Below are 22,068 nucleotides of genomic sequence, written 5' to 3'. Positions count from 1 at the left end.
TTTCTGATTTCTGATTTCTGATTTCTGATTTCTGATTTCTGATTTCTGATTTCTGATTTCTGATTTCTGATTTCTGATTTCTGATTTCTGATTTCGACAAACCTATTAAGATATGAAAATATCGTCAATACCCGGCTCTTATTTCCATATTTTCACATTTTCAAATCTTCAAATTAGTATGAATATCCGGTTAATACCGAACGTTAAACCTTAAACTAAAAAGAGAAGACTCCCCCAATACCCGGCTCTCCCCCCGACATTTCGGGATCCACATCTTCAAATTTTCAAATTGGCACATTCCCACATTTTTTTAAACATTAAACCGGAAGTGCATAATATCTCCGTCTTTCACCAGGTATTCTTTACCCTCAATGCGCAGTTTGCCCGCATCCCTTGCGCCGGCCTCTGATTTGTATTGTACAAAATCGTTGTAGGCGATCACTTCGGCTTTGATGAACCCTTTTTCAAAATCAGTATGGATCACGCCGGCACATTGAGGGGCCTTCCATCCGTTGTGGAAGGTCCAGGCGCGCACTTCCTGCACACCCGCGGTGAAATAGGTATTTAATCCCAGTAATTTGTAAGCAGAACGGATGAGGCGATCCAGGGCGGGTTCGGTCATGTTATATTCATCCATAAACAGCGCTTTGTCATCCGGATCTTCCATTTCAGAGATCTGCGCTTCAATCGAATTATTCATTACGATCATTTCTGCATTCTCGCTTTTAATGGCGTCTTTCAACGCTTCGGAAAATTTATTGCCGGTATGCATAGACGGCTCATCCACGTTAGCAACATATAAGACCGGCTTATCGGTAAGCAGGAACAGGTCGGCAACCATTTCTTTTTCTTCTTTGCTCAGGTCCAGGGAGCGGATGCTTTTTCCCTGCTCCAGGTGTGCTCTACACTGCTGCAGCACTTCAAGCTCTGCTTTTGCTTTCGGATCTGTTTTAGCCTGCTTCTCTTTTTTCTGGATCTGTTTTTCCACGCTGTCAAGGTCTTTCAGCTGCAGTTCGGTATCAATGATTTCCTTGTCGCTTACGGGATTGATGGCGCCCTCATCGCGCAGGATGTTCTCATCTTCAAAACAGCGGATCACATGGATGATGGCATCCACCTCCCGGATATTGGCAAGGAATTTATTGCCAAGGCCTTCACCCTTGCTGGCTCCGCGTACCAGACCGGCAATGTCTACGATCTCGATCTGTGTGGGTACGATCCGTTCGGGCTGTACCAGTCCTGTAAGAACACTAAGCCGCTCGTCCGGAACGTTTACAAGCCCTACGTTGGGCTCAATGGTACAAAAGCGGTAATTGCTTGCCTGCGCTTTTGCACTGTTGCTAACTGCGTTAAATAACGTTGATTTTCCTACATTGGGTAATCCCACGATGCCTGCCTGTAATGCCATCTTTTTTAAGTTAATAGTTAATGGTCACCGTTCATCGCCCGGGAAAGAACCTGAAACCTGAAACGTTGAACCTGAAACTGTTTTTTTTCGGCCGCAAAGGTACAAATTCTCCGGCGCAATTCTCAAATATAGCCTAACTTCCCGCTTTCGATTAAAAATCATAATCCGGGGAATTATGGCATTGAGCAGGATCTGGTCCGCATTTATCATTGTAGCTATTCTGGTTGCAGCATTCAAGTGTTTCTTTATGGGGGAAACCCATATTTTCAGTTATATGATCAGTGGTAAAGCCAGTGACCCCGCTAACCCGCTGAAGCTGGATGGTGTTATTGAAACTTGCTGGGTAGCCGTGGAGATCTGTTTGAAGCTGATCGGTGTACTTTGTCTTTTCATGGGCTTTATGAGCATTGCCGAAAGAGCGGGGGGCATCCGTTTTTTATCGAGGATCATCGGCCCCTTCTTTTCGAAGATATTCCCGGGTGTGCCCAAGGATCATCCGGCCATGGGGCATATGGTCATGAATTATTCGGCTAATTTACTGGGGCTGGATAATGCGGCAACACCATTTGGGATCAAATCGATGGAAAGCCTTCAGGAGCTGAACCCTAACAAAGATGTGGCTTCCGATGCCCAGATCATGTTCCTTTGTTTGCATGCAGCGGGCTTTAATTTAATACCGGTGAGTGTGATCGCCGTCCGGGCGGCTCAGAATGCCTCCGATCCCACCGATGTATTTATTCCCTGCATGATTGTTACTTTTGTAGGTACACTGGTAGCGCTAACCATTGTAGCGCTCCGGCAGAAAGTAAACCTTTTTCAGCCCGTTATTTTGATCTGGCTCCTGGGTATTTCAGCGGCGATTGTGGCGTTGGTGCTTTATGTATCGTCCTTAAATGCGGCATCCATCCAGTCTTTCTCGGGGCTGCTAAGCAATGGGTTGATCTTGCTGGTGTTTTTCCTGATCGTATTAGGAGGTGTATACAAAAAAACAGATGTCTTCAGTGCTTTTATCGATGGGGCCCGGGGAGGTTTTGATACGGCCATAAAGATTATTCCTTATATACTGGGCATCCTGGTTGCAGTAAGCATGCTGCGCACCAGCGGAACCTTTGATATGGTTATCAACGGGATGAAATCGATGTTTCATGCACTGGGTGCCGATACCCGTTTTGTGGATGCATTGCCTACGGCATTGATCCGCCCGCTTAGCGGAGGAGCCGCTAGGGGAATGATGGTAAGCACTATGACTACCTTTGGTCCCGATTCCTTTGCCAGCAAGCTTTCCGGAGTTTTTCAGGGGGCTGCCGATACCACGTTTTATGTAGTAGCTGTTTATTTTGGCGCCGTTGGGATTAAGAACACGCGCTATTCTATTGGAACGATGCTGCTTGCCGATTTGGCCGGTGTTATAACGGCGATTGGCATTAGTTATTTATTTTTTACATAAAACCTGATTTTACTTTAAACAGACGCTTAAACTTTTTTCCGGTTTCTCTGTTCTTAGAGTTTATGGAAACGCCTTCCCGTTACCAGGTTAATACTACCTCTTTTGATCATTACTGGAAAAAAGGAGCAGGGCGGTTGCTATTGCAGCAATTAGGATATACGCCCGATATCCGGAATGCGGATTCCTTTAAAAAATATTTGCTGCAATGGGACCGCAGCGGAGATGCGGTGGTACACCAGTTGTATAACCGCATTGGATTTGCAAAGGCACATGCAGCGCTGGGAGCGTATATGAGCGGGGAAGCGGCGCCCGATGAAGCGGCCCCGGTTTTTGACACTTTCTTTAAAACTTTTGAGCTTTGTCCTTCCTGGCTGGATCATGATAAAATAGATAAGGGAATTGAATTGAGCCAACGTACAGGTATCCCCGGCTTGCTGGTGCTGCGTAATTATTGTTTAATGGGAGGCTATGAATCTGCCGCAATCAATAAGCCGCTGATCTATACCGGGGCCTTAAAAAAGGGAGCTGCAAAACGGCTTACAGAAACCACCCTCTTCTGGATCAATATTACCCGCACCGGGGCCTTTAAACAGGGCGGGCACGGATTGTTTCATGTGCTCAGCACCCGCCTTATTCATTCATACTCCCGCGTAGCGATCCTCGAGAAAACGGATTGGGACACTTCACAATGGGGTGTGCCGCTGAATACCTGGGATATGCTGGCCACACAGCTGGGCTTTTCACTGGTTTTCCTTACAGGGCTACGGCGTATGGGATTCCGGCCGTCTGCCGAAGAAACGGAGGGCCTTTTTCATTTGTGGAAATACGTCGGGTATCTTTTGGGTATCCCCCTGGAACTGTTGCCGGAGAATGAAGCGGACGCGATAGAAGCACTTTATTACTGGACGATGACCCAGGCAAAAGGCGATGGGGATTCTGTTGCGCTGGCGCAGGCGCTGATCAGTGAAACCATTACCTCCGGTTTTCCGAAATCTATACTGGCCCGGAAGCTTATGCAGCAGCTACACCTGTTTTATAATCATTTTTTCCTGGGTACCTATTCCTGCCGGCTGTTGCAAATTCCCAGGCCAACTGCAGGAAACATAGCCCACCTGTTTTTGTGGCGCCTTCGGTTGCTGGAACGAAGAATGGCCCGGCCGGGCTTTCGTGAAAAAGCGATCCGGGAAGGCGGCGAGCGCCAGGCGCATGCATTGGAAATTTACCTGAAATATAAGCGCTTTTGACCGGCGGACTTTTAAGTTGGTTGTGTTTGGGAAATGTCTTTTGTTAATTGCAGTTTTAACAGCTTCTTAGTCGGAGCAGGTATAGGCCATATAAGTCCGGGTGCCATCTTTGTGTTTTTGTTCTATCGTGTATACTTTTCGGAATCTTCCTTTATCATCTTTCTTCAGCAATGCTACGCCTGCACTATATTTCTGAAGAATAAACGCCATTGCCGCCTCTTCGGTGGCGCCGCTCCAGCCCTTTAATTGATTGATCTCGTTGACCAGGGGCCCGGGAAATGTGGGCTGGTATTGTATTTGCGCTATCGTATCGCGGATACCGCGGATCCTCGGAAACCGGGTATTGAAGGTTCGGGCAGCCTTTGCATTGATCAGCACCAGTGCGTATTGAACGCCGTTGGGCAATATAATAAATTTTTGATAGTGCCCGTTGGCGGCGGCTACCTGGTCGATAAAATGGTATAGATCACCGCTGGAAGGTGGCCTGTTTTCCGGATGATTGTGCAGGTCTGCAAAACGGTTTTCAATATAGGGGACCGGGGTGTTGTTGGAAGTGCCGTTATATAAGCCGGAGCGCACTATATTTCCCTCCGTATCTCTTCCAAATGAAACGGCATGTTCTTTTTTATCATGGGCTGCCTGGTATATATCTGCGGTACCGCTTTTGTATACGGTTGTTACGGATAGGGCGGTAGCTTTCGTTGCTGCTGCATCTACATCTTTACATGAGCGATCAGTTGCATCCGAAGCAGACACCGATACACCGTGGCACCCCGTAAAAAAGATTACCGGTGTAAGACAAGCAGACAATAATGAGAAAAGTACTCTCATATTTTAAAGCGCATCCAGGTTTTTTTGCATGTATGCTGAAATTTACGGAATTAATGGATAAACGATTCTTTTTTATGATTTGGTTAATTTAGCGGTAACTCTAATTATTTAAGCATGGAAAAAGTACCCCTGTTTGAAGAACATTATATTAACCGGAGCGGCTGGTTGCGGGCTGCGGTATTGGGCGCCAATGATGGAATCCTGTCTACCTCAAGCCTGGTGATTGGAGTAGCTGCTGCTACCGATATGAGAAATCCTATTGTGCTGGCGGCCCTGGCTGGCATTGTGGCCGGTGCTTTTTCTATGGCTGCCGGCGAGTATGTTTCCGTAAGCTCGCAATCGGATATCGAAACGGCGGATCTGAAAAGAGAACGGCGGGAGTTAGAAACCATGCCGGATGCGGAATTAAAGGAACTGACAAAGATCTATGAGGGACGCGGGCTGACGCCGGAATTGGCCGCACAGGTGGCTTATGCTTTGACAACGCATAACGCATTGGAAGCACATGCCCGGGATGAGCTGGGTATTAATGAGATTACCCAGGCAAAACCTTTTCAGGCTGCATTGGCTTCCGGTGCTTCTTTTATTGCGGGGGGGCTGCTGCCTTTGCTGGTAGCTATTTTTGCCCCCGTAAAAGAGATGGTTCTTTTGGAATATGTGTCTGCCATCATTTTTCTGGCAATTGCCGGTATGGTAGCTGCCCGCGCCGGTGGGTCCAGTGTGGTCAAAGGTGTTTTAAGGGTGTGCTTTTGGGGTACTGTTGCCATGGGCGCCTCCGCCCTCGTGGGGTATTTGTTTGGTGTACAAACGGGGTAGAGATGCGTTTCAGGTTTAAGGTTTCACGTTCGGTACTAACCGGAATCTTCTTGCCTTAGCAGTTCATCGGAAATCAAACCTTCCCGTCTTCCCGGCTCAACATGCAGTCAGATCTTAAGTTTCAGTTATGCCGTTTTGCGTTGTGTTTGTTTGATGCTGAATTTTTGATGCCCGATACCTGACTCTGGTTACGCCGATATGGATTTCGTTCGGGGACAATTACGAAGCAGCAACGGCATTTCCACTTTTACATTTAATATTAATTTACAACCCTTACCATTTTAGAATACGTTTTACCACCATCTTTATCTACCTGTGCAATACGGATAAAATATTTGTCGCCCGGATTTTCGGCTAAACTATCTGTCCGTTTTGAGCAGGAAATAAACGCTATAAGCAAAACAACCGAAGCCATCAACAACTGTTTTTTATAACGCTGCGCTACAGGCAACAGTAAAATAAGCAGAATAATACTTAGCCCGGAAAAAGCAGCTAACGCACCCGAATCCGCTTCCCAGCTATATTGTATGGTTGTACTGCTATTGCCGTTTTGGGCTTTGCTGGCAACCGTGGCTATGGTGGTAAAGTTTACGCCATCCTGTGAGGCTTCTATTTCAAACCGGTCATTATTTGTTTCGGTAAGGGTTTGCCAGCTCACAATTAGTGCACTATTCTTTATAACAGCGTTTATTTCGCCAAAACTTACTGGTAGCGGGCTTGCACTTGTTTTTACAAAAAAACCGCTAAACCCGTTTACACCAAAATCTATTTCCCAACGGTTAAGAATGGGGTTCCATGTAATGTTGTTATCTAAAGGCTGAAGGGTGGTGGGCGTACCGGTGTAGGTATTGGGTGCACCGCTACCATCGCTACTAATACCGGGGCGCTTTTCAATCCGTAGGTTACTAATACCCGTTGCATCAGATGGCCCGGTGGGCAACAGAAGAGCCGGTGCGGGGGTTTGGTTATTAAAATCTGTGAAATCCTGCTGGGTAAAGTATAGCGTTACCTTACCCGTGACGGTGCTTGCATTATTGTCGGGTGTAATTTGGTAATGCCGTTTTACATATTGTGCCGGTTGGCTGGCATCTACCCACACTTTAGCGGTGGTGCTGCCGCTAATAGGGCTACTGCCGCTGCGTTGTACCGTAGCTATCAGGCTGCCACAGGAGCCGTAGTAAGTAATGCCGATGCTGGCTTGTATTTTGGTATCACTGGCAGCCGCCGTGGCCAAAGCAGTGCTTGTAGAAACAGCGCCACCCTCATAAGCGCCCATATCTACGGTAGTGCCTTGTATGCGGGCATTACCGTCTAAATCGGTGGTAATGCCGCCGGGTATGTAACTATTATTACCTGCATTAATTGCCGGGGAGCCGCATTGCAACCTTACATTGCCATTGGCAGCATCTACAAACAAAGGGTTTTTATTACCGTTAACACCACCCTGTACAATACTGTTGTTAACGATAGCATTAGGACCGTACTCAAATATACCTGCCCCGTTGGCGGCGGTATTACCCCAGATAATACTGTTGCGGAGTTGTACTGAGAAATTGGTTTCATCATCAAATATGCCGCCGCCAAGAAGGGTAGCATAATTGCCCGAAAAGCTGCAATTGGTAATGGTGGGCGCGGCGCCGCTGCTGTTGTACATGCCACCGCCGCTGTCGTCGGTATAGTTGCCTGTAAAACTACAATTGGTAATGGTGGTGGAGAAGCCTTCATTGTGCATGCCGCCGCCACCGACGGAAACAGTATAATTTTGCGTAAAACTGCAATTGATAATGGTGGAGTAGGAGAAGTGGTTGTAAAGGCCGCCAACCCAGTCGGCATTATTGCCTGTAAAACTGCAATTGGCAATTGTGGGGGAGGAGGCGGTATTGTGCATGCCGCCGCCGGTGTTTTGACGTATTAGTCTTGAGTTTACGTAAATAGTAGTCTGACTATTGGCATTACCCCCTTTAACGGTGAAGCCATCTATAGTTGCCGTACCCACTGCATCGGCGGCAATTACCACATGGCAGGCATTTTCGCCATTATTAGTAATGCTTAAACTGCTGCCCCTGCCGCTTACTATATCGTTGCCGCTAAAATCGCCACTGAGTATGGTTGTATTGGTAAGCCAGTTGCGCTGCGAAAGCGATGTTTCATTACCCAAAAAGCCCCCATATATTTTTACATCGGCCTTCAGTAAAAAGGAATTGTTACGGTCGTTAGGTGTACTGCTACCGGTTATGTCATCTGCTTTTCGGGTAGGCAGGTAAATACCTGCGGCAACCCATATTTCGTCGCCGGCACCGGAGGCATTAATCATTTTCTGCAGGTCGTTACTGGCAGTACTCCAACTAGTACCGGCACCAGTACCTGTGGTTCTTACGTAACGTACTGTAGCTGCACTATTGGCTGCAAAAACCAAGGTAAAACAAATGAAAAGCGCATATACTTTTTTATGTATCGTTATATTCATTTTACTTTTTTATACTACAAAGCTCTTTAACCTGCCTGCTATCATCAATAGTGAATAATAATGATATTGATTTCTTAAACGGTGTTGTTTAGTATGCTTATCATAAATATTCATGATATGCGTTTAGTGCTTTTATTTGGTACTATCTTTACAAACGCTTAGTGTATGTACAATACAGTAAAACTTTCCATACTGATTTGCTTGCTGTTAGGTAATTACAGCTATCTGCAAGCACAAAACTATCTGCAGCCAAATGCCGTGCAGGGAGAACCCCTTGGTGTAAGACAAGGTTTATCGCAGGGCATGATAAATTGTGTATACCAGGATAAAGAAGGCTTTATGTGGATATGCACTAAAGACGGCCTTAACCGCTACGATGGGTACAACATTATTACATATAGAAATATTGCCAATGATGCATATAGCTTACCGGATAACTATTGCAACGCAATAGCCGAAGATGAAAACGGTAATTTTTGGGTGGGCACCAATACCAAAGGCTTGTTCGTTTTTAATAAACAAACTGAAAGTTTTTATCCGGTACAGGTTATCAACAACAAAAAGGGAAATCTATGTATCAGGGAAATAAAATATGCTAACGGGAAACTTTTTTTAAAAACATGGACAGACGCCCTGATTTTAGATATAAGTACTGTAAAACTTAAAAATAGTGCCCGGATAAGTGCTAAAATAATATTTAGCTATAACCAATGCCAACCCAATAAAAAATACAGGATAGATAATAATGTAAATGCGCTATATGGCTTGAGTATCATGCCAAATTATTCCATTTGGGTGAGCTTTGCAGATAGTATTTTTAATCTAATACCTAATACCGATTTTTCAAAATGGTCTGTTATAGGTTTTACTCCGGCGTTATTGGGTATTGAAGAAAATGGGAAAGAACAGATTTCTTTTTTTCCGGTACCGGATAAGCCGGCAAATATGGTAATTACTTATAAAAACCAAATCATTCATTTTAATGAAAATACCCATAAGGTTTTGTCTAAGAAGGCCCTACCTGTTGCAAATCCTGCCAGTTTCAATAAATATTTCTGGCTGAATGATAGCAGCATCTGCAGTTTTACCGATTCGCTGGTCTATATCTACCAACCCCAATCTGGTAGTATCGTTGTTTCTGAAAGAAATAAAAGTCTACCAAAGGGAGCTATCGTCTCATTTTTTACCGATGCCAGTGGCATACAGTGGCATGGGAGTTCGGGTTTTGGTATTGTTAAGATCGACCCTCGTAAAAAGCGATTTAAAAGTTTTAAACAGACGCATAAGGCAAATGATTTTTGGAACCTGCCGCCTGTTTATACACCCGGCATTGCACAGCAATTAAGAGACCATTACGGATTTAATTGGGTAGCTTTAGATAAGCAGGGAATATATTGGGCTTATTTAAGAACCAGCATCAATAAGCCGAATAGTTCTTTATTATCAAACAATACACATACCGGAACGATTATTAAGCATCCGGGTTTACCAGATAATTACGTAGGGCAAAGTAATATATACAACGACCCGCAAGACAGGCTTTGGATATACTACCAGGATCGGGCTAATAAAAACTTTATAGCCCGGATGAATAAAACCACCGGAACCGTGAGTGCCACTTACAGCATACCTGATGATGTTGAATCGCCGGAACCTTTTGTATCACAATTTTACTTAGACCAGCAAGGTGTTATTTGGCTTACTACCATTAATGGTTTGTATGCCTTTAATGAAATTCGAAATGAATGGAAGCATTGGAAAAATATTCCGGGTAATAGCAGGAGCCTGGGTGCGGACGGATTGTTGAGTATTTGCGCCGACCCCAATACACCCGAAAAATTTCTTTGGATTGGTACCGAAGGCGCAGGGTTGAATCGTTTCAACAAACAAAATGGCACCTGCTTACGCTTCGATGAAAAAGATGGGTTGCCCAGCAATGTGGCCTATTGCATACTTGCGGACAGCCTGAATAATTTATGGATTAGTACCAATAGAGGATTAAGTTGCTTTAACCCTGCGCAAAGAACATTTAGGAATTTTACGGAAGAAGATGGCTTGCCCGGCAATGAATTTAACCGCTGCTCAGCTATGAAGTTGCAAAATGGGGAACTGATGTTTGGCGGTGTGGACGGGTTCGTTATTTTCAATCCGAAAGAAATATTACAAAAGCAGCCGGCATCTCCAATAACTTTTACTAATATTTCTATTTTTAATAAACCCGTCAATTGGAAAACAGACAGCGCCAATTTAAATGCACCGGTTGGCTACGCAAATTTACTGACACTAAAACCAGGACAAAATATTTTCAGCATCAGCTTTGCCACATTGGAGTATCGCAACAATGCAAAAAAAATGTACAGGTATAAATTAGACGGATTTGATAAAGACTGGACCAGCCCAGGCAGCAGAAATGAAGTGACTTATACCAATCTTTCGCCAGGAACTTATACATTTTATGTAATGGGCGCAAACACCGATGGGGTATGGAATGAAAAGCCCATCAGTATGAAAATAGTAGTGCTGCCCCGGTGGTATCAAACATTTTTGTTTAAGGTTACACTGCTATCGCTGTTTGCAGCAGCATTATATGCCTTTTATCGTTATCGTTTAAAGCAAGGGTTGAAATTAGAAAAACTCCGTAACCGCATTGCCCGTGATTTGCATGATGAGATTGGCAGCAATCTAAGCAGCATCTCTCTCTATGCAGCATCTGCAAAAAAAATTACGGCCGGTAATGAAAAGGCTGAAACAATTCTCTCAAAAATAAATATTGGTACCAGTGAAATGATGGAAGCTATAAGTGATATAGTGTGGGCAGTAAACACTGGCAGCGACCATTTTGATGAGCTTGCTAACCGGGTTCGTAGTTTTGCAGTACAAGTTACGGAAGCAAAGAATATTGAACTACGGTTTACTGATAACAAAGATATACCAGATATAACACTCAATATGGAGCAGCGAAAAAACATTTACCTTATTTGCAAAGAAGCCATTAACAATGCCGTAAAATATTCCGGCTGTACGTTATTGGAAGTGCTGATCCGTAAAGAAAATCACCAACTGCGCATTCATATCCATGACAACGGAAAGGGTTTTGAATTGAGCAGTCTTGAATCACCTAATAACGGCCATTCATTTGGGGGCAATGGCATTAAGAACATGAAAAACAGGGCGGCAGAAATAAATTCTGTATTAAAGTTACATACATACCCGGATGCAGGTGCAAGTGTTGAATTGATAACGCCGATATGAAAATCATGAGAATTAACGAGGGGGTCTCAATACTCAACGCCGTAATTTTGTAAAATGGACAAACGGATTGCAATTTTTGACGACAATAGTAAAAGAAGGGAAAGCCTTGAAATGCTGATTGAACTTACTGACGGCATGGCTTTTGCGGGCTCATTTCCTGATTGTAGTAATGTAATAAATGATGTTGAAATAAGCAATCCCGACCTGGTGCTGATGGATATTGATATGCCAAATGTGAATGGAATAGATGGTGTGATAATGATCCGAAAAAAATATCCGGATATTAAAATATTAATGCAGACGGTTTTTGAAGATGATGAAAAATTATTTGCCTGCATACGTGCGGGAGCTGATGGCTACATACTGAAAAAAGCACAGCCGCAGGAATTACTGAATGCAATTGAAGACGCACTAAAAGGCGGAGCCCCGATGACACCCAGTATTGCCCGGCAGGTGCTTCGTTTTGTTGGAAGTATCGAAAACAAAAAGCAAACCGAAGATTTTAATCTAACAGCCAGAGAAACCGAAATACTGTCTATGCTGGTACAGGGGCTTAGTTATAAAATGATAGCCAACCGCTGTTTTATATCTCTGCCAACCGTAAATTCCCATATTCAAAATATTTATGAAAAACTACAGGTACATTCTGCCGTGGAGGCGGTAACTAAAGCTATTGGAAATAAAATAGTTTAAGGAGATTGGATTGCTATCAATTTAATATTTACAAATTGCAAAGGATGGCCGCAGCGGCGCTGAGGGTATCATCATTTTTTGCAAAGCTTAAGCGAACCTGTTTGATCCCGGGCGGTTTGCGGTAAAAAGCGCTTAACGGAACGGTGGCTACTTTGTGTTCAACAGCCAGCCAGCGGGCAAAAGATACATCATCCAGATTGCTGATGAGGCTATAATCGAATAGCTGGAAATAGGAACCCCTTGATAAGGCGTGCAATTTGAATTTTGATGGCTCCATCCTGCTTATCAGCAGATCGCGCTTGGCCTGTAACATGATAGCCGATGCTTCCTGATCCGCAATTTGCAGGTATTTGGCCAATGCGTATTGTGCGGGCGTATTTACACTAAAGGCCAGGTATTGATGAATAGACCGGAATGCTTCGGTAAGCGCGGGGGCGGCTATTGCAAAGCCGATTTTCCAGCCGGTAATATGATACATTTTTCCGAAGGAATATACGGACAATACTTTACCTGCCAGGTTTTTTTGAAGAAACCCGGGAATATGCTGCAGGCCATCGTATACAATGGTATCGTAAACTTCATCGGAGATTACATAAATGTCCCGGTTCTCAATGATCAAAGCGAGTTGATCCCAATCCTCCTGTGTCCATACCTTTCCGCTGGGATTGTGAGGGGTATTGATGATGATGGCCTTTGTTTTGTGGGTGATGGCATTGCTGATTTGTTGCCAGTCGATCTCAAACTGTTGTTGTTCATCGAGCCGTACACAAACGGGAATGCCTCCATTTATTTCAATGGCCGGCACATAGCAATCAAAGGCGGGTTCAAGATAAATGACCTCGTCTCCCTTGTTCAGGATAGTTGTAAGGGCTGTAAAAATACCGTAGGTTGCACCGGGTGTAATAGTCACCATATCCGGTGAGCAGTAGTCATTGCCATATCTCTTGTTGAAACCGGAAGCTATGTTTTGGCGGAGTTCCGGTAGCCCGGACATGGGCGCGTATTGGTTGAAACCCGCCACTGTGGCTTCTTTTAAAAGATCGCTTAATGCGGCGGATACCGGAAAGTCGGGCAGTCCCTGCGAAAGATTATAGGCGTTCTCTTTCCGTGCCAGCGATGACATCGTTGTAAATATATTGAGTGCTGCTGCTGAATGTTTGGTGGGTAGTGCCATGTATTATTTTAATAAAAAGCGAACGAAATGAATGGTTTTATTGATGATATCGGTTTGTTCCAACATATACTTCGTATGGTTGAACAACAAAGATATTTATTTCAGAATAGGCTATGCTTGAAAAATCGTATCTTCAAACATGGCTACTAAGAAAAACACCGATCTGCCTCCGATAGGACGGTACATCGATCCGCTGACTGATTTTGGATTCAAAAGGATCTTCGGATCTGAAACCAATAAAGACCTGCTGATCGCTTTTTTGAATGCATTGTTTCAAGGTCGAAAGACGATTGGCGATCTGGTCTACAATCCGCAGGAGGATCATGGACCGGCAAAGCATTACCGCAAAGCCGTTTTTGATATTACCTGTACGGGAACCAATGGCGAAATCTTTATAATAGAAATGCAGCGTGTTGAACAAAAATTTTTTAAAGACCGGGCGCTTTTTTATGCCGCGAGTCAATTGCGCGAGCAGGGCATAAAAGGTAGCAAACACTGGGATTTTGAACTAAAAGAAGTTTTTTTTATAGGGATTGCAAATTTTACGTTTAATGATTCAATGCCAGGCGAATGGCTGCATTATATACGGCTGGCAGAAACCGCAACTAGTCGTGTTTTTTATAATAAGCTGGAACTCATATTTTTAGAATTGCCCAATTTTGACCGTAGCGAGGGAGCACTAAAAACCGAACTTGAGCGATGGCTGTATGTGCTTCGGAATATGGGGAAAATAGAGGAAATTCCATTAACTTTACGGAAAGGAACATTTCAGCAGGTGTTTGAAATAGCGGAGGTGGCTAACTTAAAAAAGGAGGAATAGATGTTATACCAAAAAGATGTTTTAGACCGGTGGACTGAGTACGCAGTGTTGGAAACTGCAAAAGAGAAAGGTATATCCGAAGGCATGGCGATGGGTGTGACAAAGGGGATAGCGGAAGGCATAGAAAAAGCAAAAACAGCATATATACGCAATCTGATTGTGAAACTGAATTTTACAGACCAACAAATTGCAGATCTGACCGAGGTTTCCATTGACTTTATTAAGAAAATCCGGGTTTCGCTGAAGAAGACTAAATAAAGATTTTCAGGGTAAATGAGTTTACAAGGCTGTTCCGGCACCGGAACAGCTTTTTTAATGGATCCCGCCTGATGTGCAAACCCCTGAATCATTCCTGCATCGCCCATCTTGTTTTGAAAATTTTCAATTAAAAAAACTTCAATAAACGAATGAACAAAACAGTATATTAGTTGCAATTTTTCGGGTCTCATGAAACATAAACCCCTTCAGGAAAAATGAATTTAAAAGAAAAAATTGCTGGCGTTGCAGCGGGTGTCAGGCATGATGTGATCCGGTACAGGAGGCATTTGCACCGGCATCCTGAACTGTCCTTCCAGGAGTTTAACACATCCGCCTTTATAAAAGAACAGCTGGATTTATTGAACATTCCATGGGTGCCGATAGCCGGAACCGGGGTACTTGCTATGATAAACGGTGCCGGAAGTGCAGGTAAGGTAATAGCGTTGAGGGCCGATATAGATGCATTACCGATAACAGAAGCCAATCAAATTGATTACTGCTCGGGAAACACAGGCGTGATGCATGCCTGCGGGCACGACGCGCATACCGCATCGCTGCTGGGGGTTGCACATATACTGAACGGGCTTAAGGATCAGTTTTCGGGTACGGTTAAGCTGATTTTTCAACCAGGTGAAGAACTGCTTCCGGGAGGAGCAAAACAAGTAATAGCGGATGGGGGGCTCACCAACCCCGCGGTAGATGCAGTGCTGGGGCAACATGTAATGCCGTGGATCCCGGCGGGTAAGATTGGCGTGCGAACAGGTCTGTTTATGGCTTCAATGGATGAAATAAAAATTGAAGTGTATGGAAAAGGAGGGCATGGGGCCGAACCGCAGAAGGGCATTGACCCGGTAATGATCACCTGCTCCTTATTGCAGGCTTTGCAGCAGCTGGTTAGCCGTAATGCTTCGCCTTTTATGCCTTCTGTGCTGTCCTTTGGTAAATTGAGGGCCGATGGAGCCATCAATGTGATACCGGATAAAGTGCTGATTGAAGGCACCTTCCGTACCCTGGATGAAACCTGGCGTATGGAGGCACATAACCGGATAAAGCAGGTGGCAGAAAGCCTGGTAACCGGCATGGGCGGCACCTGCAGCGTGGAAATCCGGAAAGGGTACCCCCACCTTAAAAATGATGAAGAATTGGGGACAAAGATGATCTCCTTTTTTAAGGAGTACCTGGGCGCCGACAATGTGCTGCCGCAGGATATCTGGATGGCTTCTGAAGATTTTGCCTACTACAGCCAAAGCCTGCCATCGTTTTTCTATCTCCTTGGCGTGCGTAATGAAAGCAAGGGCGCCCATTCTTCCTTGCACACCCCCACGTTTAATATTGATGAAGATGCATTGGAGCTGGGAATGGGGCTGATGGCCTATGCCGCACTGCGATGGCTGGAAAACATTTGAGATTATTGATGCAATGAAAGTCCCATAAGGATATTGTCGGTGTACCGGCCATCGGGTTCTTTAATGTAATGAAGTTGTTTCCCGGTTTCAATGAAACCCATTTTTTTGTAAAGGGCAATGGCCCGTTCATTAGTGGCGTGAACGTTCAGCCAGATCGTTTTGAGTACGCCGCGGTCCCTGGCCCATTCGGTGGCGGTACGGATCAGTGCTGTGCCCAGGCCGATGTTCTGCCACTCTTTACGGATAGCGATTCCTAAAAGGGCGTTATGTCGTATTTTACTGCGGGACTCGCCGTTTAACTGGAGATTGCCGATGATCCTGTTATGAGCCATTGCAATCAGGAGCAGACTGTTGTCGCTTTCATTTAAAGAACGGATCCGGGCCTGCTCCTGCTGCCTGGTAAAATTGAATTCATTAACGGTGGTAATAAGGTGTGGGCTCTCCTGTAGATACCGCCATCCTGCATCCAGCAGACCCTCAGCATCTGCTTTGAGCGCCGCCCTGATGGTGATAGTGACCCTGTTTTTGAGCGTTGTAATAACCGGGCTGATTTTCATACACAAAATTAATACATTTGTTTTTATGAAGTGGCGGGAATGGATGCGCAAAAATAAAGCTGTAGCAGTGCTCTGCGGGCTGGCATTGGTACTTAAACTGGTTTCTTTTTTCCCGGCAGTTGTAGAAGCATATTATACGCGCGGGGTGTATGTGTTTATTACAAAGATTCAGCGGTTCCTGCTGGGCTGGCTGCCTTTTAGCATCGGCGATCTGTTTTATATCGGGGTTATCGTTTTTCTAATGGTGCGTTTAATCCGTGGTTTGCGGACCTTACTGCATGGGGGCAAACGCGCTATCCAATGGAAGAAGGGAGGGCAGCGGCTCCTGCGTGCGCTGCTTTTTGTATATGTGGTTTTTTATGCGCTTTGGGGCCTCAATTACAGTCGTGAGAGCGTTATGGCGCAATTTGGCCTGCCAGATAAACCGGTTACGGAGCAGGACATTGATACCCTGGTGCAACTGCTGCACCGCCGCATTAATCATGATGTAACATTATTGCAGGTAAAGGACCGGGAGGCGCTCAAAAATCGCTCTTTACTATTCAGGCAGGCAGTGGAAGCCTACCGGATCACGATGAAAACATACCCGTTTTTAGACGTCCGGCCCGTATCGGTAAAGCCCTCTCTTTTTGGTACCTGGATGAATTATATGGGCGTACAGGGTTATTACAACCCTTTTTCCGGCGAAGCGCAGGTAAATACTACCATCCCGGTATTCCTGCTGCCTTCCGTGGCCACCCATGAAATAGGGCACCAGGCCGGCTATGGAATGGAGAGCGAGGCCAATTTCCTGAGCTTTTTAACCAGCCGGCATCATCCGTCTATTCATTTTCAGTATGCCACAGATTTTGTGATGTACGCCTATGCCCGGGGCATGTTGTTTTCGCTGGACTCTGTTAAGGCCAGGGGCTATGATAGCACGCTTCATCCGCAGGTGCGAAGGGATTTTGCAGCCTACCGGGCTTTTTATGAAAAATACCGGAGCCGGGTAGAAAAAGTGGTTGACTGGCTGTATGGCAGCTACCTGAAGGCCAACAACCAGCCTGCGGGGGAAGATTCCTATGATGAAGTAGTGTTTTGGCTGGTGGCCTGGTATAAAAAATACGGGAAGGAAGCCATTTGAAGGCCCGGGATGCGATTTGCTTCGTAGTTTTAAAGTTTCGCAAAGATTTGACAACGGGCCTTAATTGAGCGGTTCGTTTCTTAAATTTGATAAAATTTCAGATCAATGGATGTATTGATTCGGGAAGAGCACAGTGCAGATGTGAACGCCATTTCCGATGTAAACGAAGAAGCTTTTGGAAGGGCAGAAGAGGCCAACCTGGTAGACCTTCTCAGAAATAGTAATGCTTTTGTACCCAAGCTTTCGCTGGTAGCAGAAAAAGACGGGGAAATCATCGGGCATGTGCTTTTTACCAAAATTAAAATTATTGACAGTCTCAATCACTGCTTCGAAAGCCTGGCGCTGGCTCCGATAGCTGTTCGTACGGCTTTTCAGGGACAGGGAATTGGTGCGGCCCTGATCAGAACCGGGCTGAACAAGGCCCGGGAAATCGGCTATCTTTCGGTCATCGTGCTGGGGCATGAAACGTATTATCCAAGGTTTGGCTTTCAACCGGCTTCACGCTGGAATATACAGGCGCCTTTTGATGTGCCGGACGAAGCATTTATGGCTGTTGAACTGGTGGAGTTTGGCCTGAAGAATGTATCAGGCATCGTTATGTATGCCAAGGAATTTGAAGCGGTATAGGGGTTGCCCTGATATTGCTTAGCTATTTTCTTAGTCGTTCTGATAATTAAGGAACCCTATGTTTTTTATCAAGTTCTATCTGCGTTCATCACGTTCGACTCCTCCTGGCCCAGGATTACCTTGCGGAGCAGTAAAAGCGCCTGCATGGTGGTGATCTCGATGTTCTGATCCCGGTCGAACCGCAGCTGCAACAGCTTCGTTACAATGCGCTCCTGGTTGCCGGCTGCGATCCAGATAGTACCCACCGGTTTTTGAGGGGTACCGCCATCCGGGCCCGCAATACCCGATGTTGCAACGGCATAGTCGGTGCCTAATTGTCGAAGTGCTCCCTTTACCATGGCTTCCACCGTTTCACTGCTGACGGCTCCCTGGGTGCGTAATGTTGTGGCAGGAACCTGGAGCAATAATTCTTTGATGGTATTGGAATAGGAAATAATACTGCCGTTATAATAAGCTGAAGAGCCGGGTACCCGGGTGATCCAATGTGCTATGTTGCCCCCGGTACAGCTTTCGGCTGTTGCCAGGGTCTTTTGCTGTTGTAATAACAGGTGGCCAATCACTTTTTCAATGGGCTCATCCGTTGTGGAAACTACAATGTCCTCCAGAGTGGCAGTGAGCTGGTTAAACAATAAATCGATTTCTCCGGCCAGTGTATTTTCATGATGCCCCTGCCCGGTAAGCCGCAGTTTCACCATGCCGTAGCTGGGCAGGTAGGCCAGTTTGATGTGGCGGGGCAGGGCGGCTTCAAAACCGAGTAACCGCTCGGCAACCATCGATTCGCCCATCCCGGCGGTAACAACCGTACGATGTAAAATAGACGGAAACCTGAGGTGCTGCTGCAGCCTTGGGATCACTTCATCGATGAGTAAACCCTTCATTTCATGCGGTACGCCCGGCAGGGAAACAAAGATTACGTTCCGGTTGTTCACGTTTTTTTCAAACCACATACCGGGGGCCGATCCGCGGGCATTATGTAACACTGTTGCCACATCCGGTACTTCCGCCTGTTTTTTATTGCGTTCGGAAATGAGGCCGGGCCGGCGATACACTTCGTGGAAGAGGTATTCGATATGACGGGCTACATTGGGATTTTCTACCATCCTGCCTCCGAAATATTTGTTTAAAAGCGGTTTGGTAATATCATCCGCAGTAGGGCCCAGCCCGCCGGTAAGTACAATGATTTGCGCCTGCCTCGATTCTTCATCCAGCGCGGTTTCGATGTCTTCGGCAATATCGCCCACAGCCACACGCCGCTTCACCCAGATGCCCACTTTATTAAATTCCTGTGCAATAAAAGCGCTGTTGGTATCAATGGTCTGGCCGATCAATAGCTCATCGCCGATCGTGATTACGGAGGCATTCATGGACTGAGTTTTACTTTAACACTTTCAGATAAATATTCCGGAAATCGATGGGCTGTCCCTCGCTTTGCAGGGCGATATAACCGGAGGTGAGCGGTTTGCCATCGATCTTCTGATCCGGGGCGTAGCGGTTTACTACGGGCCCGCCGATCTGGGGCTTGGAATACTGCATGACGGTATCGCCTTCAATGATATGGGTGATCAACGAATCGCCGTGTACGATGAGCTCGCCTTTAACCCACTGTTCCGGCAGATAGGTTTTGGAAGTGGAGTTAATGCAATGCCGTGTATCCAGCTTGCCCTGGTAAACGATATGGGTACCCGGCGAGCACATATTGCCGGTGGTTCTTGGGTTGCCGTCCGAAAGGCCTGCCAGTAGCTGCATCTCAATAGAAATGGGCCAGTCCTGTTCTTTGGGCATGGTACGCGGATCTTGCGAGTGGTACATGATGCCGCTGTTTTCGATGGTATACTCCGGGGCATCCTTACGCCAGTCGGATTGAGGCAGGAAGCGGTATTCAAATTTGAGGTGGTAATGGGATAGCGGCGTTTTATAATAGAGATGGCCATAACGCTCATTAAAATGATCATAACCATCGTAGCGTATTTTGATAATACCGTCTTCTGCGCGGAAGGTGCGGGCGAAGTTGTCGCCGGTTTCATGATGCTGGATCTTAACGATCCAGTTGTCGAGGTTTTTACCATTAAAAAGGGATACCCAGCCCTCCTGTTCTGCAGTGCGGTGACGCGATGCGGAGCAGCCTGCATTCAGCAGCGCTGTGATGGAAAGTAGTACAACAAAAAAATACCTGGTAAACATAAAATGGTTTGGATAAAGATAGGGAATTCAATGCCGTTTCCTTAGGCGATTTTTATGGTTGCCGCAGGAGGATGTGGAAATATGAAAATTTGGAAATGTGAAGATTTGAGAATTTGAAAATGAAGATACCGTTCCTGTCCGGTGCTGTATATCCTGATGGAGTGCCGGGATCGGAAACCAGAAGTCAGTGAGCAATCAGAAGTGACAGCCTGAACCTTGGAAAAAGCGGATCAAGCATAAAAAGGTCCCGAAGCTTCGGGCGACCTGGAACTTTAAACGTCAAACGCATTGTTATAGTTTGAATTTGAAACGTAAATGCCGGGTGGTGCACCGGCGTTGCAGGGAGTGACACAAGTAAAGCTGATAGGTGTACTGCTGCCGGCCCATAAAATATAAACCGTTTTTAATACTCAAACTTTCTTAATGTGGGGGCCTTGAGCCAGGTAGTGATGACCACGATCAGCGTCATGCCGCCTCCAAAAATTACGGAAGGAATAACGCCCAGGGCCCGTGACATGACGCCGCTTTCGAATTGTCCGAGTTCGTTGCTGCTGGTAACAAACATACCGCTGACGCTGCTAACCCGGCCCCGCATGTGATCCGGTGTAAGCAGCTGCATAACCGTGCCCCTTACCACCACGCTGATGCCATCGAGGATACCGGAAACCAACAGTGCAATGAAAGAGAGCAGGAACCATTTGGAGAGGCCAAACAGGATAATGCAGGTGCCGTAACCGGCTACTGCAATGAGCATTTTTCTTCCCTGGGCTTTTTTCATGGGAGAGAAGGTGAGTATTAAAACAATGACGATGGATCCGATATCAGACGCAGCGTTGAGCCAGCCATATCCTATGGGGCCGATCCGGAGGATATCGGAAGCAAAAACGGGGATCATGGCAACGGCGCCTCCAAAAAGAACGGCAAACATATCCAGCGCCATGGCCGCCAGCAGCGCTTTTGTACGAAATACAAACCGCAGGCCCTCGGTTACGCTGTCCCAGGTTTTTTTTTCAAAATTTCCTTTGAACGGCGGTTTGGGCTTTAGCTGCGTCAGGATCAGGAAGGCGGCGAAGATAAGCGCTACGATGACCGCCAGGGTATTGGTGATGCCATATAGTGCAATCAGGAAACCGCCCAGCGCGTGCCCGGTAACCGATGCCGATAGCCAGGTGCCCTGGTTCCAGGTGGTGGCGTTTTGGAGCAGCTGCCGCGGAACGATGGTGGCAATCATCGAATTTAAGGATGGTCCGGCAAAAGACCGGAGGATGCCGGTAAAAAAGAACGTGCCATAGATGCCCCAGGTAATGTGCCGGATATGCAATGTTTTTGACGCGATACCCGTAGAAAGGAATAACAGGAAGGATGCGGCCAGAAAATAACCCGCAATAGCGCCAAGCAGCAATTTTTTTTTATCGCTGATATCGACCTTGTGCCCCGAGTAAAGCGCCAGCGAAAGGGCCGGAATGACTTCAGAAAGCCCCACAAGCCCAATAGCAAGGGGGTCTTTGGTAAGCTGGTAAATCCACCAGCCTACAACGGTGGTGATCATGCGCATCGCACACACAAATAAAAAGCGTCCGGTCATCAGGTTCCGGTATTCGGGTACGCGTACGGCGCCCAGGGGATCATCGATAATCTGTACTACGGGTTGTTGCGCATCTTCCATTGAGGACGCGAAGATACTTAATTTGAATAGTGAATAGTTAATCAATGCCGTTTCCTTAAGCCTGAGGTTGGGCCTGTAAGACGTAAATCCGGGAAGGG

General features: G+C 46.0%; 18 protein-coding genes. 10 read left to right on the top strand and 8 right to left on the bottom strand.

Annotated features, from left to right (window positions below):
• Nucleotides 1–310: 310 nt before the first annotated feature.
• Nucleotides 311–1,408 carry a redox-regulated ATPase YchF gene (gene ychF / locus GGU45_RS17635; protein ID WP_435226963.1) on the bottom strand — a complete coding sequence of 366 codons (1,098 nt, stop codon included), beginning with the start codon at nt 1,406–1,408 and terminating at the stop codon, nt 311–313.
• 175 nt (nt 1,409–1,583) lie between these two features.
• On the opposite strand from ychF, the gene GGU45_RS17630 reads away from it, so the two are divergent.
• Entirely contained in the window at nt 1,584–2,855 is a 1,272-nt protein-coding gene (locus GGU45_RS17630) for a nucleoside recognition domain-containing protein (RefSeq protein ID WP_435226961.1), read from the top strand.
• A gap of 62 nt (nt 2,856–2,917) precedes the next feature.
• The gene (locus GGU45_RS17625; RefSeq protein WP_435226959.1) at nt 2,918–4,099 is read left to right on the top strand and encodes an oxygenase MpaB family protein; all 1,182 of its coding nucleotides are present in this window, start codon (nt 2,918–2,920) and stop codon (nt 4,097–4,099) included.
• Between the two features lie 66 nt (nt 4,100–4,165).
• Here GGU45_RS17625 and GGU45_RS17620 read toward each other — a convergent pair whose 3' ends face one another.
• Nucleotides 4,166–4,930 carry a hypothetical protein gene (locus GGU45_RS17620; protein ID WP_435226957.1) on the bottom strand — a complete coding sequence of 255 codons (765 nt, stop codon included), beginning with the start codon at nt 4,928–4,930 and terminating at the stop codon, nt 4,166–4,168.
• 114 nt (nt 4,931–5,044) lie between these two features.
• Here GGU45_RS17620 and GGU45_RS17615 point away from each other — a divergent pair, with 114 nt between their 5' ends.
• Nucleotides 5,045–5,746: a VIT1/CCC1 transporter family protein gene (locus GGU45_RS17615; protein WP_435226955.1), complete on the top strand. Its 702-nt coding sequence runs from the start codon at nt 5,045–5,047 to the stop codon at nt 5,744–5,746.
• A gap of 259 nt (nt 5,747–6,005) precedes the next feature.
• Here GGU45_RS17615 and GGU45_RS17610 read toward each other — a convergent pair whose 3' ends face one another.
• On the bottom strand, nt 6,006–8,213 hold the full coding sequence (locus GGU45_RS17610; protein WP_435226954.1) for a choice-of-anchor Q domain-containing protein: 2,208 nt from the start codon (nt 8,211–8,213) through the stop codon (nt 6,006–6,008).
• A 165-nt stretch (nt 8,214–8,378) separates the two neighbouring features.
• Between GGU45_RS17610 and GGU45_RS17605 the strand changes: the two genes are divergently transcribed.
• Nucleotides 8,379–11,465 carry a ligand-binding sensor domain-containing protein gene (locus GGU45_RS17605; protein WP_435226952.1) on the top strand — a complete coding sequence of 1,029 codons (3,087 nt, stop codon included), beginning with the start codon at nt 8,379–8,381 and terminating at the stop codon, nt 11,463–11,465.
• Nucleotides 11,466–11,519: 54 nt separating this feature from the next.
• Nucleotides 11,520–12,158 carry a response regulator gene (locus tag GGU45_RS17600; protein ID WP_435226950.1) on the top strand — a complete coding sequence of 213 codons (639 nt, stop codon included), beginning with the start codon at nt 11,520–11,522 and terminating at the stop codon, nt 12,156–12,158.
• A 28-nt stretch (nt 12,159–12,186) separates the two neighbouring features.
• Here GGU45_RS17600 and GGU45_RS17595 read toward each other — a convergent pair whose 3' ends face one another.
• Nucleotides 12,187–13,332: a methionine aminotransferase gene (locus GGU45_RS17595; protein WP_435226949.1), complete on the bottom strand. Its 1,146-nt coding sequence runs from the start codon at nt 13,330–13,332 to the stop codon at nt 12,187–12,189.
• Nucleotides 13,333–13,471: 139 nt separating this feature from the next.
• Here GGU45_RS17595 and GGU45_RS17590 point away from each other — a divergent pair, with 139 nt between their 5' ends.
• The 3 genes from GGU45_RS17590 to GGU45_RS17580 all read left to right on the top strand — a co-directional run bounded on the left by GGU45_RS17590 (nt 13,472) and on the right by GGU45_RS17580 (nt 15,816).
• Nucleotides 13,472–14,152 carry an Rpn family recombination-promoting nuclease/putative transposase gene (locus GGU45_RS17590; RefSeq protein ID WP_435226947.1) on the top strand — a complete coding sequence of 227 codons (681 nt, stop codon included), beginning with the start codon at nt 13,472–13,474 and terminating at the stop codon, nt 14,150–14,152.
• Entirely contained in the window at nt 14,153–14,410 is a 258-nt protein-coding gene (locus GGU45_RS17585; protein ID WP_435226945.1) for a hypothetical protein, read from the top strand.
• Nucleotides 14,411–14,625: 215 nt separating this feature from the next.
• Nucleotides 14,626–15,816: a M20 metallopeptidase family protein gene (locus tag GGU45_RS17580; RefSeq protein ID WP_435226943.1), complete on the top strand. Its 1,191-nt coding sequence runs from the start codon at nt 14,626–14,628 to the stop codon at nt 15,814–15,816.
• Nucleotides 15,817–15,818: 2 nt separating this feature from the next.
• Here GGU45_RS17580 and GGU45_RS17575 read toward each other — a convergent pair whose 3' ends face one another.
• Nucleotides 15,819–16,373, bottom strand: coding sequence for a GNAT family N-acetyltransferase (locus GGU45_RS17575; protein ID WP_435226941.1), 555 nt, complete (start codon nt 16,371–16,373; stop codon nt 15,819–15,821).
• Between the two features lie 25 nt (nt 16,374–16,398).
• Here GGU45_RS17575 and GGU45_RS17570 point away from each other — a divergent pair, with 25 nt between their 5' ends.
• Complete coding sequence (locus tag GGU45_RS17570) at nt 16,399–17,496, top strand: DUF3810 domain-containing protein (RefSeq protein ID WP_435226939.1); 1,098 nt, start codon at nt 16,399–16,401, stop codon at nt 17,494–17,496.
• 105 nt (nt 17,497–17,601) lie between these two features.
• Complete coding sequence (locus tag GGU45_RS17565; RefSeq protein WP_435226937.1) at nt 17,602–18,123, top strand: GNAT family N-acetyltransferase; 522 nt, start codon at nt 17,602–17,604, stop codon at nt 18,121–18,123.
• A gap of 68 nt (nt 18,124–18,191) precedes the next feature.
• Here the strand turns inward: GGU45_RS17565 and GGU45_RS17560 are convergent, their stop codons facing one another.
• The 3 genes from GGU45_RS17560 to GGU45_RS17550 all read right to left on the bottom strand — a co-directional run bounded on the left by GGU45_RS17560 (nt 18,192) and on the right by GGU45_RS17550 (nt 21,970).
• Nucleotides 18,192–19,487 carry a CinA family nicotinamide mononucleotide deamidase-related protein gene (locus GGU45_RS17560; protein ID WP_435226935.1) on the bottom strand — a complete coding sequence of 432 codons (1,296 nt, stop codon included), beginning with the start codon at nt 19,485–19,487 and terminating at the stop codon, nt 18,192–18,194.
• 10 nt (nt 19,488–19,497) lie between these two features.
• Complete coding sequence (locus tag GGU45_RS17555) at nt 19,498–20,304, bottom strand: 3-keto-disaccharide hydrolase (RefSeq protein ID WP_435226934.1); 807 nt, start codon at nt 20,302–20,304, stop codon at nt 19,498–19,500.
• Between the two features lie 403 nt (nt 20,305–20,707).
• On the bottom strand, nt 20,708–21,970 hold the full coding sequence (locus GGU45_RS17550) for an MFS transporter (RefSeq protein WP_435226932.1): 1,263 nt from the start codon (nt 21,968–21,970) through the stop codon (nt 20,708–20,710).
• Nucleotides 21,971–22,068 lie beyond the last annotated feature (98 nt).

The organism is Niabella hirudinis (assembly GCF_051201075.1).
Classification (GTDB): domain Bacteria; phylum Bacteroidota; class Bacteroidia; order Chitinophagales; family Chitinophagaceae; genus Niabella; species Niabella hirudinis.
Note: the sequence above shows the minus strand (reverse complement) of the source record. Positions and strands in the feature narration are given on the sequence as shown.

What these genes read in the sequence shown, in the direction of transcription:
- GGU45_RS17625 (WP_435226959.1), top strand. Translation starts at nt 2,918, where the DNA reads ATGGAAACGCCTTCCCGTTACCAGGTTAATACTACCTCTTTTGATCAT.
- GGU45_RS17555 (WP_435226934.1), bottom strand. Translation starts at nt 20,304, where the DNA reads ATGTTTACCAGGTATTTTTTTGTTGTACTACTTTCCATCACAGCGCTG.
- GGU45_RS17620 (WP_435226957.1), bottom strand. Translation starts at nt 4,930, where the DNA reads ATGAGAGTACTTTTCTCATTATTGTCTGCTTGTCTTACACCGGTAATC.
- GGU45_RS17610 (WP_435226954.1), bottom strand. Translation starts at nt 8,213, where the DNA reads ATGAATATAACGATACATAAAAAAGTATATGCGCTTTTCATTTGTTTT.
- GGU45_RS17590 (WP_435226947.1), top strand. Translation starts at nt 13,472, where the DNA reads ATGGCTACTAAGAAAAACACCGATCTGCCTCCGATAGGACGGTACATC.
- GGU45_RS17605 (WP_435226952.1), top strand. Translation starts at nt 8,379, where the DNA reads ATGTACAATACAGTAAAACTTTCCATACTGATTTGCTTGCTGTTAGGT.
- GGU45_RS17630 (WP_435226961.1), top strand. Translation starts at nt 1,584, where the DNA reads ATGGCATTGAGCAGGATCTGGTCCGCATTTATCATTGTAGCTATTCTG.
- GGU45_RS17595 (WP_435226949.1), bottom strand. Translation starts at nt 13,332, where the DNA reads ATGGCACTACCCACCAAACATTCAGCAGCAGCACTCAATATATTTACA.
- GGU45_RS17560 (WP_435226935.1), bottom strand. Translation starts at nt 19,487, where the DNA reads ATGAATGCCTCCGTAATCACGATCGGCGATGAGCTATTGATCGGCCAG.
- GGU45_RS17580 (WP_435226943.1), top strand. Translation starts at nt 14,626, where the DNA reads ATGAATTTAAAAGAAAAAATTGCTGGCGTTGCAGCGGGTGTCAGGCAT.
- GGU45_RS17575 (WP_435226941.1), bottom strand. Translation starts at nt 16,373, where the DNA reads ATGAAAATCAGCCCGGTTATTACAACGCTCAAAAACAGGGTCACTATC.
- GGU45_RS17585 (WP_435226945.1), top strand. Translation starts at nt 14,153, where the DNA reads ATGTTATACCAAAAAGATGTTTTAGACCGGTGGACTGAGTACGCAGTG.
- GGU45_RS17600 (WP_435226950.1), top strand. Translation starts at nt 11,520, where the DNA reads ATGGACAAACGGATTGCAATTTTTGACGACAATAGTAAAAGAAGGGAA.
- GGU45_RS17550 (WP_435226932.1), bottom strand. Translation starts at nt 21,970, where the DNA reads ATGGAAGATGCGCAACAACCCGTAGTACAGATTATCGATGATCCCCTG.
- GGU45_RS17570 (WP_435226939.1), top strand. Translation starts at nt 16,399, where the DNA reads ATGAAGTGGCGGGAATGGATGCGCAAAAATAAAGCTGTAGCAGTGCTC.
- GGU45_RS17615 (WP_435226955.1), top strand. Translation starts at nt 5,045, where the DNA reads ATGGAAAAAGTACCCCTGTTTGAAGAACATTATATTAACCGGAGCGGC.
- ychF (WP_435226963.1), bottom strand. Translation starts at nt 1,408, where the DNA reads ATGGCATTACAGGCAGGCATCGTGGGATTACCCAATGTAGGAAAATCA.
- GGU45_RS17565 (WP_435226937.1), top strand. Translation starts at nt 17,602, where the DNA reads ATGGATGTATTGATTCGGGAAGAGCACAGTGCAGATGTGAACGCCATT.